Origin of the sequence: Ruminococcus flavefaciens (assembly GCF_900143025.1) — a bacterium.
In the GTDB taxonomy this organism is placed as follows: Bacteria; Bacillota; Clostridia; order Oscillospirales; family Ruminococcaceae; genus Ruminococcus; species Ruminococcus flavefaciens_I.
This window is the reverse complement of the sequence record NZ_FRCT01000024.1, coordinates 24,882-35,859: the sequence shown is the minus strand read 5'-3', so window position 1 is coordinate 35,859 and position 10,978 is coordinate 24,882. Positions and strand designations below refer to the sequence as shown.

Genomic DNA, 10,978 nt, shown 5'->3' with positions numbered 1-10,978 from the left:
CGGAACGGATAAACGCTGAAGGCATCTAAGCGTGAAGCCGACCTTAAGATAAGATATCCCTTCGTAAGAGTAAGACCTCTCATAGACTATGAGTTTGATAGGCTCAAAGTGTAAGCGTGGTGACACGTTCAGCTTGCGAGTACTAATCGGTCGAGGGCTTTTCCTTTTTACTTCATTCAGAGTTCTAGCCTCGCATTACGCTTTATTCCTTCAATTCTTCGCTAATATTTAGTCGGTGCTTATGGCAATGAGGTCACACCCGTTCCCATTCCGAACACGGAAGTTAAGCTCATTCGCGTTGACGATACTTGGCTGGTGACGGCCCGGGAAACTAAATCAGTGCCGACATTAATAATTATCGGAAGCTATGATATTAGCTTCCGATTAATTTATGAGGGCCATTAGCTCAGTTGGTTAGAGCATCCGGCTCATAACCGGACGGTCTGGGGTTCGAGTCCCTAATGGCCCACCAAACTGGTATTATTCTTTTGGATAATACCAGTTTTTTTATTGCTTTTTTGTAATTTATATGCTATAATTATTCCATAATTTATACGTTGTTTACGTTGAACAAGGAGATTACTATGAAAAGGACTGATTATATAACCTGGGACGAGTATTTTATGGGCATTGCTCTGCTGTCTGCACAGCGTAGCAAGGATAATTCGACTCAGGTAGGGGCGTGTATTGTAAATGATAAGCATAAAATAGTTTCTGTCGGATATAACGGTATGCCTACCGGCTGCGTTGATGATGAAATGCCGTGGGAGCGTGACGGAGAGTCGCCGCTTGATACTAAGTATCCGTTTGTATGTCATGCTGAGCTCAATGCTATCCTTAACAGCAGTTTCGGCAGCCTCAGCGGCTGTACCCTTTATGTTACTCTCTATCCGTGTAATGAGTGCGCTAAGGCTATCATTCAGTCGGGGATAAAGCGTGTTGTATATAAGTGCAATAAATATGCAAATACTGACAGCGTTAAGGCATCGACTATCCTTTTTGATAAGTGTGGTGTCACTGTCGAGGAGTATCAGTCAAACGGCAAGGACTTAGTTCTTTCAGTGTGAGGTTGTAAGTATGAAAATGAAACGAATTAACTGCTCGGTGCAGTAGAAGGGAACGGCACACCGAGTAAGAATTGTTCCCGTACTGCACCGATTTAGATATTATTATATTTAAAAGGAGCAGTTATTATGAATGAGTATTTAAAAAATCTTGACAGGATAGAATTTGTTGTTACAATGAATTGCACTGGTCGCTGTAAGCATTGCAGCGAGGGGGAGCACATATCAGCTTCTCCGCATATTGACAGCGACACAGCTGTGAAAACGGTAAAAGCTGTCTGCGGACTTTACGATATAAAGTCACTGATGACATTCGGCGGAGAGCCGCTGCTTTACCCTGAAACAGTTGCAGCCATACATAGGACAGCCTTTGAATTGGGCATACCACAGTGTGATATAATTACAAATGGCTATTTCAGCAAGAATAAGGACAAAATCAAGGACACAGCACTTTTGCTGAGAGATAGCAGAGCTGAAACTGTTCTTCTTTCCGTTGATGCTTTTCATCAGGAGACTATACCTCTTGAGCCTGTTGAATTCTTTGCTCACTGTCTAAGAGAAAACGGCATTTACGTTGAGATAAGTCCTGCATGGCTTGTTGGCAGAAATGCTGATAATCCTTACAATGCCATAACTTCCGAATTGATCGGTAAATTCGCCGCCAAAGGCTTCAATATCGGAAACGGCAATGTTATTTTTCCAGAGGGCAATGCTTTGAAGTATTTCGGCGAGTATTTCCGTGAAGGTGAAGCTGTAAGCAATCCATATGAGGAGTCTCCGTATGATCTTCATTCTCTGTGCATTGGCTGTGACGGCAGTGCTTTGAACGGCAATATCTATGAGAAAGACATTTTGCAGCTTATTGAGGAGTATTCTCCAGTATAAAAAAATGACCGCAGCACTGCTGCGGTTTTTTTATGCTTTCAAATAGCGGGAGAGCTTTTTCTTGCGTTTTTCTTTGTACATCTGCTTATCCGCTTCTGTGACAAAATTGAAAATATCCTCTCCCTCTTTGGGTGTTGCGATGATAAATCCCGTACTTGCTCCGAGCCTGAACGGATTTATCTCGCTTTTATTTATCCTTTCAATATTGCTTTGTATCCTTGATGTGAGCTCATCTGCGGCTTCTTTGGTATAGTCTGCACCAAATACTATGAATTCATCGCCGCCGAAACGGCAGAATATCTCATCTGTGCAGGAGGCTCTGAGCACATCGGCTATATTGCATATCGCCTGATCTCCTGTGTTGTGACCGTAGGTGTCGTTTATAGTTTTAAGACCGTCAAGGTCGAGGAACATCAGCATTATATCCTTCTGCTCCTTCATGCACTTATCATAAAGCTCCGCTGTTGCCAGAACAAAGCCGTTTCTGTTGTATATTCCCGAGAAAGTATCCTGCGCATAGAGCTTGCCAAGCCTGTCAACAGCGTATTCAAGGCACATGAGCTTTCGGATATTTTCAAGCGAGTTGCAGATATTTATGCAGAAGGATTGGAACATAATATTTTGCATAGCAAGGTTGGTGTTCCTTATAGCCATATATCCGAGACATCTCTCACCAAAGTGAAGGGGAGTCACGAAGTAAAGCTTTCCGTCATCACTTTTATTTCCTACCGGAGGTATCACATCTTTTGACTTTATATTTCCACATTCTATGAATTCTCCGTTTACGTAGGCGATAGCAACTATTACCTCCTCCGTATAAGTCGTAGGGACTTTTTCAGCAGCATTTTCAGTTGCAATAGGGTTATCCACAGATGTTTCGCTGTCCCAGTCATCACAGAGACAGAAATAAAACTCATTAAGGCGGACTTCTTCTGCCGCACTTTTCAGAGTTGCTATATACTCATCGAAATTGTTGCAGGCGAGAAGCTGCGTAGATATACGATTGAGTATGGACATATATGTCTGTATACTTTCAAAGTTTGAATAGTTGCTGTAATTGAGCTTTTTCAGCTCGGAAACGTCTGAAAGCGCATTGTGTCCGCAGCCGCAGCTCTCGGTGAAGCAGGCGGACATATTCAGTATAACGCTTCTCTCCTGTGACAGTCCGTTAAGGTGGTTATACAGAATCTTGCAGGCGAGTCTGCCGGAAAGTCCGAGAGGACGCTCAACCGAGGTGAGCTCCACCTGATAGTTATGGCTGTTGTAGGTATTGTCAAAGCCTGTAACGGCAATATCCTCAGGGACATTGTAGCCGTGTGAAGCAAGGGTCGTGATCGCTGATGCAGCCATTACATCGTTTGCGCATATGATAGCTTCGGGCATTTCGGGAAGCACTTCGATGAATTGCTCGACAGCAAGCTTTCCCGTAGGCGCACGGAAATCGCCGTAATAAATAGCGTCCTCAGTTAGTGATAGCCTGTGCTCTTCAAGTACCGCAGAAAAGCCTGCAAGCCTGTCAGAGCTCTCTGTATTGCCCGGTGGACCCGAAATGTATGCAAAATGCTTGTAACCGTGGACATTTATCATATGCTCGGTTATCTTTCGCATAGCGGTCTTGTTATCAATACCGATATAAAAAAACGACGGTACGTCTTTATCTATGCTTACAGCAGGTATGCCTGCTTTTTTTATCCGATCGAGGATAACATTTCCAACAGGTTTGTAATAAATAGTATTTGTAAGGAGGATAGCACCGTCGAATTCATCAAAATTGGGGAGATTGAAGATATTGAATTCACCTACATCGTGGCGAGCGTTTCCCATATCGCCGCTGAAGGAAGTGAATGCAAGTACGTTGAGCCCGAATTCTTCCGCAGCAGAAGAAATGCCGTCAAGGATCTCACTCTGATAGCTCTGACCGATCTCTTCAATAATTACAGCTATTCTGTATCCGCTCATATTATCCCCTCTCTTTCAAAAGTCTCTGAAAACAAACCATATATATATTTTACTATAATTATTAGGAAAAATCAATAGATTTTTATTATAATATTCATTATTGATATTCACTTTTTATTAATATTGCTGTACTGGTTGTAAAAAAATAGTAAAAACATACAAAAATCCAAAAAAGACGAAAAGACGAAAAAAAGCTCTGATTTTGGGATAATTTATCATAAATGCCGAAAATTGAACGGTATATTGACAAATCGCAAAAAAATGGTATACTAATTAGTAGGGGATAACGTCATAAAATGGCTTATCAAAATAATCTGATGCCGTGCAGACTGCGCGGACAGATATGCTGCGGAGGAAATTTATGAATATCTGGCACAAGATCAGTCCGAAAAGAATAACTCCAGAGGATTTTATTGCTGTGATAGAGATCGGTAAGGGCAGCAAGATCAAGTATGAGCTTGACAAGGAAACAGGTCTTATCAAAATGGACCGTATCCTTTACACTTCCACTCATTATCCTGCAAACTACGGTTTTATTCCAAGGACTTACTCAGACGATAACGACCCACTCGACGTTCTGGTTCTTTGCTCTGAACAGCTTATGCCTCTTACTCTTGTGAGATGCTATCCTATCGGAGTTATCAGAATGCTTGACAACGGCCACCGCGATGACAAGATCATTGCTATACCGTTTGACGATCCGAACTATAATATGTATAAGGATATCGAAGAGCTTCCACAGCACGTTTTCGATGAAATGACACATTTCTTCACAGTTTACAAGGAACTTGAAAACAAAACAACAGCCGTTAACGAGGTCGATCATGTTGACATTGCAAAAACTATCATAAGCGGAGATATCGAACGCTATATTGAGAATTTCTGCAAGTAATGCACGATCTTGACCGAAAATGACTAAAATGCGAAAGGAGATCACACGCCTGTGTGTGTGAAAAAAGGTTTTATGACAGCTTCAAGTGAAATTTTATTCGGCAGTGATTCAAATGTTGCCCCTATTGGCATCATCGCTATGAACAGCGTTACCGAGCTTGGCAAGAAGATCGACGATTATCTCGTTGACTGGGCAGGAAAGGGCGGTATCAATGTTGATTCATTCCTGGTAGAGAGCGAGTGTCCTCGTTTTTCATCGGGCGACGGCAAGGGTCTCATCAAGTCAACTATCCGCGGCAAGGATCTTTTCATTATCATTGACGTAGGTAACTACAGCATCAAGTATGACTACTTTGGAATGCAGAACGCAATGTCCCCTGACGATCATTTTCAGGATCTTAAAAGAATAATCCAGGCTGCAAGCGGTAAGGCTCACCGCATAACTGTCATTATGCCTACTCTCTATGGCGGCCGTCAGCACAGAAGAAGCTATCGTGAATCTCTTGACTGTGCCTGCGCACTTCAGGAGCTTGAGGCTATGGGCGTATCAAATATCGTTACATTTGATGCTCACGACCCAAGAGTGCAGAACGCTATCCCGCTCATGGGCTTTGATAACGTTATGCCTACCTATCAGGTACTGAAGGCTATGCTCAAGGATATCAAGGATATCAGCTTCAACAAGGACAAGTTTATGGTTGTAAGCCCTGATGAAGGCGCTCTCAACAGAAATATGTACTATGCATCAGTTCTCGGCGTAGAAATGGGTATGTTCTACAAGAGAAGAGACTATTCAACTATCGTAAACGGACGCAATCCTATCGTTGCTCACGAATACCTCGGTAATCCTGTTGAAGGCAAGGACGTATTCGTATCTGATGATATCATCTCATCAGGCGAGTCTATGCTCGATGTTGCTTCTGCTCTCAAGGAGAAGAAGGCAGGAAGATTTTTCGCTTACGCTACTTATGCTATCTTCACAAACGGTCTTGAAAAGTTCGACAAGGCTTATGAGGACGGTATTATCGACGGTATATTCGGTACAAACCTTACTTACAGAACACCTGAGCTCCTCAGCAGACCTTGGTTCCACGAGGTAGATGTATCCAAGTATATCGCATATTTCATTGAAGCGATCAACCACGATGTATCTATCAGCAAGATCATTGATCCACATACAAAGATAGATAATCTCCTTAAAAAATACGGCATGAAATAATAATTTAACTGATAAGGCATTGTTCACAAACAATGCCTTATTTATTTGTGAAATTTATGTGAAGCTACTGTGAAATTATGACAGTCTGATTGACAATTATTCGTCAAAGTGCTATAATAAATATAGTAAATTTTAATTTACTTATGGGATCTAAAGTTAAATAATAAACGAAGGGGAGATTAAATGTTACAGCTCAAAGACATCGTAAAAAAATACGGCGTCGGTGATAATGTTGTAAATGCTCTCAACGGAGTCAGCGTGACCTTCCGTGAGAGTGAATTTGTAGCTATACTGGGACATTCCGGCTGCGGTAAAACTACACTTCTGAACATTATCGGAGGTCTCGATCACTATACATCAGGTGATCTTATAATCAATGGAGTATCAACAAAGGAGTATAAGGACAGAGACTGGGACGCTTACAGAAATCATTCTATAGGATTTATTTTTCAGAGCTATAATCTGATACCGCACCAGACAGTTCTTTCAAATGTTGAGCTTGCACTTACTATTTCGGGTGTTACAAAGTCGGAACGCCGCAAGCGTGCAAAGGAAGCTCTCGAAAAGGTGGGACTGGGAGATCAGATACACAAGAAGCCTAATCAGATGTCGGGCGGACAGATGCAGCGTGTGGCTATTGCCCGTGCTCTTATCAATGACCCTGATATTCTTCTTGCAGACGAGCCAACAGGTGCTCTTGACTCTGAGACATCTATACAGGTAATGGAGCTCCTTAAAGAGATAGCAAAGGATAAGCTGGTCATCATGGTAACTCATAACCCTGAGCTTGCAGACCAGTACGCTACCCGTATAATCAGGATAAAGGACGGTAAGCTCACAGGCGACAGTGATCCCTTTGAGCTGAAAAAGGAAAAGAAAAAGGACAAAAAAGCTGATAAAAAGTCAGGCAAGGAGAAGAAAAAGAGAGTATCAATGTCCTTTGGTACTGCGGTTTCTCTTTCTCTCAATAACCTCCTTACCAAAAAGGGAAGGACTCTCCTGACTGCTTTTGCAGGCTCTATCGGTATCATCGGTATTGCGCTTATCCTTTCTCTTGCAACGGGTATCAATGAGTATATCGACAATATACAGGAGGAGACGCTTTCTTCCTATCCTCTCGAAATTATGCGCGAGAACACTGATACCTCGGGTATGATAGAGGCTCTTATGAAAAATAAGAAGGAATATGAAGCCCGTAACTTTGATGATGACAAGGTATATGCCAATACTCAGGTATATGATATGTTCAATTCCTTCAATACTGCTGCAAAGCAGATAAATAACATGAAGGATTTCAAGACCTTCATCGAAAATGACAGTGTAATAGCTGAAAAGGCAACAGCTATCGGTTATTCCTACGACGTAAAGATGCCTATATTCACACAGTCACCTTCAGGCGAGATAGTCAAGGTAGACTTTATGGATATGTACAGCAAGGCTATGGGAATGGAAGAGTCTGATATCATGGATGCTTCCATGAATAATCCTATGGCTGATATGGAAATGCAGGCTTTCGGTCTCAACGTAATGGAGGAGCTTCTCCCGGGTGAAAACGGCGAGCCTGTAAACGAGCTTGTCAAGGAGCAGTATGAGCTTGTCAACGGTAACTGGCCTCAGAGCTATGATGAAGTAGTCGTTGTTCTGACACAGAATAACGAGCTCCCCGATATCATAACCTACGCAATGGGTCTCAAGGATCAGGAGGGCTTTTCTGAAAAGCTAAAGGCTGCTATGGGCAACGAGGAAATAAAGGATTACGGACAGTTAGAGTGGAGCATAGAGGATATCCTCGGCAAGAAGTTCAAGATGATACTTCCATGTGAGTATTATCAGAACAATGAAGCAGGAAAGGGCTGCATTGACCTTACAGCCACAAAGACAGGTCTTGAATACCTCTACAATGCAGAGGATATAGGAACAGATATAAAGGTAGTGGGCTTTATACAGCCTAAGGAGGGCGTAAAGGCACCTATGCTGAAGAGCTATATGTGCTATACCGCTCAGCTTACCGATTACGTTATAAACAAGACAAACGAGAGCGAGCTTATTAAAAAGCAGATCGCCGATAAAGAAAACGACATTATCACAGGTACAAAGTTCATGTCTGATGATTATGTTGAGCCTACTTTAAAGGAAAAGGCTGAAACAGCAAAGGAATTTATCAGGAAAGCAGATACGGATACAAAGGCTGATATCTACCGCCTTGTAGTATCACAGCCCGATCCTGCACAGACAGATGCTCAGGTAGCAGTTGCAATGAAGGACTTTGATCGTCAGCAGTTCTTAGATCAGATAACACAGATGTATTCATCAGAGCTTGGCGTTGATGCAGAGCAGGTAAAATCTTTCGTTCAGGCTATGAGCGATGAAGAGCTTAAAGGCTATGCCGAGCAGGGCATAAGAGAGCAGATAGCTCAGCAGTACGCACAGAAGGCTCAGGAACAGCTTGGTTCGCTTACAAATGCAGAGCTTGCAAAGATGCTTGATTCAACTCCTATAAGCGATGAGAACTACGCTGTTGTATTCGAGAAATACACTCCCGAGGAGATCTCAAAATCGACTTATGACGATAATCTCAGGCTTCTCGGTGTTGCAGACGAGTCCGACCCGTCACGCATAAGACTGTTCGCAAAGAGCTTTGAGGACAAGGACGATATCTCGGCTGCCATCAAGCGCTATAATAAGGGCGCAAAGGAGTCTGATGTTATCCACTATACAGATGTGGTTGCGCTTCTTATGTCGTCAATAACAGGCATTATAAGCGGTATATCATACCTTCTTATCGCATTTGTTGGTATTTCGCTTGTGGTTTCGTCCATAATGATCGGAATTATCACATATATCTCTGTACTCGAACGTACAAGAGAGATCGGTATACTTCGTGCTATCGGTGCTTCAAAGCACAATGTCCGCACAGTATTCAACGCCGAAACGCTTCTTGTCGGACTTGCGGCAGGTCTTATAGGTATAGGAGTATCAGTACTTCTCACCATACCTATAAACGCTATCATACACAAGGTAACGAGTCTTGATACACTTCGTGCTCACGTTCCTGTTACGGGAGCTGTGATACTTGTTATGATAAGTATGTTCCTTACGCTTATTGCAGGACTTATACCGTCAGGTGTTGCGGCAAGAAAAGATCCTGTCGAAGCACTCAGAACTGAATAAAAACAAAAGGACTGCATTGCAGTCCTTTTTTGTATCTTTGTGCGGAACGCTGTTTTCAACGTTCTGTTTTTTGTACTATTATAGAAAAGCGTTTTTTCATGCTGACCTTGATACAGTACCGAAAAACTCAGAAGCTTTCTGCGTAATCTGTAAGCTGTTTTGCAAGTCCTGAGATATAATCCTTAGAGAGAACGTCGCTGAAGCCGCATTTTTTCAGAGCCATTTTGAATGTGAATTCACCTGAGTTATATGAGGTCTTTGCTATTTTTTCGTATTGTTCAAGAGCGTTTTTGGGGTTTTTCTGATAATCCTCAAATATGTCAAAAGCGGCAAGTGAGGAGGTCGCATAGCTTATATAGTATCCGGGACTCTCAAATAAATGGGGGATATCATGGAGATTATATAAGGAATCGTATTCCAATGCAAGGCTTTTGAAAAGATCAACTACCTCCTGAGGAGTCATATCATCTTTGTTCTTAACGACAGTATATTCAAATTCACCGATAAAGAAGCCGCATATTACCGAGTCAAGAAGATCAAGCACTTTCTCGATCTTTTTCGAGTCGCCGGCATCTCCGTAGATATCGTCATAGAACTGCATAAAGAGAAGCTCCAGTCCCTGTGACTGTATCTCTGCTATATCCATGTTATTCTTAAAGAGATAGGCAGGTGTATCGTCATACAGACAGGCGTGGAAGTGACCAAATTCGTGTATAGCCGAGCTAAGCTCGCTTTCTTCGCCCACGTTACCGATGAATACCCTTGCTTTTTTTTGAGCAGGCAGATCATCGGTAAATGCTCCGGGATAGGCTTCGTCATTGTCGCATATGCTGTAGAGCTTTTCATTGCATATGATATCCGCACTTTTGGCTATATCCTCAGAAAGCAGGGGAGCATATTCACGTATCACCTTAAAGGGATCGGCATTTTTTCCTGCGTCATATGAAGCTGTCCATGAAGGAGTGGCGAAATATGCGTCCATAAGCTTGTCGTAAACGGGGATAAGCTCAGACTTTACAGACTTGCTGAGTGCGATTATCTCATCGCCTGTATAGTCTCTGTCGTACTGAGAATACAGCAAATCCGTATCATAATCCTCCAGCAGATCAAGGAGTATCTTTGCACATTCAAGATCCTTTTCCTTGCCTGAAAGACTGTCATTGCTTTTAACATCGTAATAAGCGCTCATAGCCTCTGTTCTGTCCTCAAAGCTGGCTTCCGACTCGATACGTGCATCTTCAAGGTCGTATTCGCCTTCGTGCTCGCTAAGATCATCCTTGTCCACAAGTCCTTCAAAAAGCTCATGGTACTTGCTGTTGCTGTAGCCGTATATGAAACCGTGGGCGATCAGGTCCTCGGCAACGTAAGCCGAACGATAAAACTTATTGTATTCGCTTTCTAAAGCCTTGTCGGTGTAGTTGCTGTAAAAAACTACCTCCATATTGGTATGAGCCTCATAAAGCTTATCGTACATATTCAGCAGACTTTGTATATCATTCTTGATGACAGAATTTTCTTTCTCATCGTCAATATGATCTATGAGAAGCTGCACTTTTTCCTCGATCTCCGAAATATCACATAGCTCTACGGATATTTCGATATCATCGGGGATATCCTCCTCATCTATAGCGTAGGACTGTCCTATCCTGAATTCCTTTTCCTTGTCTCTGTATCGCTGTATTCTTGGTATGTCTGAGTTATTGTCAGAGCATGAGATAAGCGAAAATGAAAGAACAGCCGCTGTAAGCAGCGCGGAAATGCGTGAAGGTCTCATAATTGCTCCTTTCTG

General features: G+C 42.5%; 7 protein-coding genes, 1 tRNA gene and 2 rRNA genes. 8 read left to right on the top strand and 2 right to left on the bottom strand.

What is annotated here, in order from left to right; translation table 11 throughout:
- The 5 genes from BUB28_RS15985 to BUB28_RS15965 form a co-directional block, all read left to right on the top strand.
- Positions 1-167 (top strand): 23S ribosomal RNA (locus tag BUB28_RS15985); the annotation flags it as partial.
- 64 nt (positions 168-231) lie between these two features.
- Positions 232-348 (top strand): 5S ribosomal RNA (gene rrf / locus BUB28_RS15980).
- A 47-nt stretch (positions 349-395) separates the two neighbouring features.
- Positions 396-472 (top strand) — tRNA-Ile (locus BUB28_RS15975).
- Positions 473-584: 112 nt separating this feature from the next.
- Positions 585-1,067: a deoxycytidylate deaminase gene (locus BUB28_RS15970; protein WP_072952510.1), complete on the top strand. Its 483-nt coding sequence runs from the start codon at positions 585-587 to the stop codon at positions 1,065-1,067.
- A gap of 126 nt (positions 1,068-1,193) precedes the next feature.
- Positions 1,194-1,949, top strand: coding sequence for a radical SAM family protein (locus BUB28_RS15965; protein ID WP_072952509.1), 756 nt, complete (start codon positions 1,194-1,196; stop codon positions 1,947-1,949).
- Between the two features lie 30 nt (positions 1,950-1,979).
- Here the strand turns inward: BUB28_RS15965 and BUB28_RS15960 are convergent, their stop codons facing one another.
- Complete coding sequence (locus tag BUB28_RS15960; protein WP_072952508.1) at positions 1,980-3,908, bottom strand: substrate-binding and GGDEF domain-containing protein; 1,929 nt, start codon at positions 3,906-3,908, stop codon at positions 1,980-1,982.
- A gap of 361 nt (positions 3,909-4,269) precedes the next feature.
- Between BUB28_RS15960 and BUB28_RS15955 the strand changes: the two genes are divergently transcribed.
- From BUB28_RS15955 to BUB28_RS15945, 3 genes are all read left to right on the top strand, one after another.
- Positions 4,270-4,800: an inorganic diphosphatase gene (locus BUB28_RS15955; RefSeq protein WP_072952507.1), complete on the top strand. Its 531-nt coding sequence runs from the start codon at positions 4,270-4,272 to the stop codon at positions 4,798-4,800.
- A 72-nt stretch (positions 4,801-4,872) separates the two neighbouring features.
- Positions 4,873-6,018: a ribose-phosphate pyrophosphokinase gene (locus BUB28_RS15950; protein ID WP_072952506.1), complete on the top strand. Its 1,146-nt coding sequence runs from the start codon at positions 4,873-4,875 to the stop codon at positions 6,016-6,018.
- Between the two features lie 183 nt (positions 6,019-6,201).
- Positions 6,202-9,189 (top strand): ATP-binding cassette domain-containing protein, encoded by a 2,988-nt coding sequence (locus BUB28_RS15945; RefSeq protein WP_072952505.1) that lies wholly within the window; start codon positions 6,202-6,204, stop codon positions 9,187-9,189.
- A gap of 127 nt (positions 9,190-9,316) precedes the next feature.
- Here the strand turns inward: BUB28_RS15945 and BUB28_RS15940 are convergent, their stop codons facing one another.
- The gene (locus BUB28_RS15940; protein ID WP_072952504.1) at positions 9,317-10,963 is read right to left on the bottom strand and encodes a gluzincin family metallopeptidase; all 1,647 of its coding nucleotides are present in this window, start codon (positions 10,961-10,963) and stop codon (positions 9,317-9,319) included.
- Between the last annotated feature and the right edge of the window lie 15 nt (positions 10,964-10,978).

Excerpts from the sequence above, each read along its gene's own strand:
- BUB28_RS15945 (WP_072952505.1), top strand. The coding sequence starts at position 6,202 with ATGTTACAGCTCAAAGACATCGTAAAAAAATACGGCGTCGGTGATAAT.
- BUB28_RS15960 (WP_072952508.1), bottom strand. The coding sequence starts at position 3,908 with ATGAGCGGATACAGAATAGCTGTAATTATTGAAGAGATCGGTCAGAGC.
- BUB28_RS15950 (WP_072952506.1), top strand. The coding sequence starts at position 4,873 with ATGACAGCTTCAAGTGAAATTTTATTCGGCAGTGATTCAAATGTTGCC.
- BUB28_RS15970 (WP_072952510.1), top strand. The coding sequence starts at position 585 with ATGAAAAGGACTGATTATATAACCTGGGACGAGTATTTTATGGGCATT.
- BUB28_RS15940 (WP_072952504.1), bottom strand. The coding sequence starts at position 10,963 with ATGAGACCTTCACGCATTTCCGCGCTGCTTACAGCGGCTGTTCTTTCA.
- BUB28_RS15965 (WP_072952509.1), top strand. The coding sequence starts at position 1,194 with ATGAATGAGTATTTAAAAAATCTTGACAGGATAGAATTTGTTGTTACA.
- BUB28_RS15955 (WP_072952507.1), top strand. The coding sequence starts at position 4,270 with ATGAATATCTGGCACAAGATCAGTCCGAAAAGAATAACTCCAGAGGAT.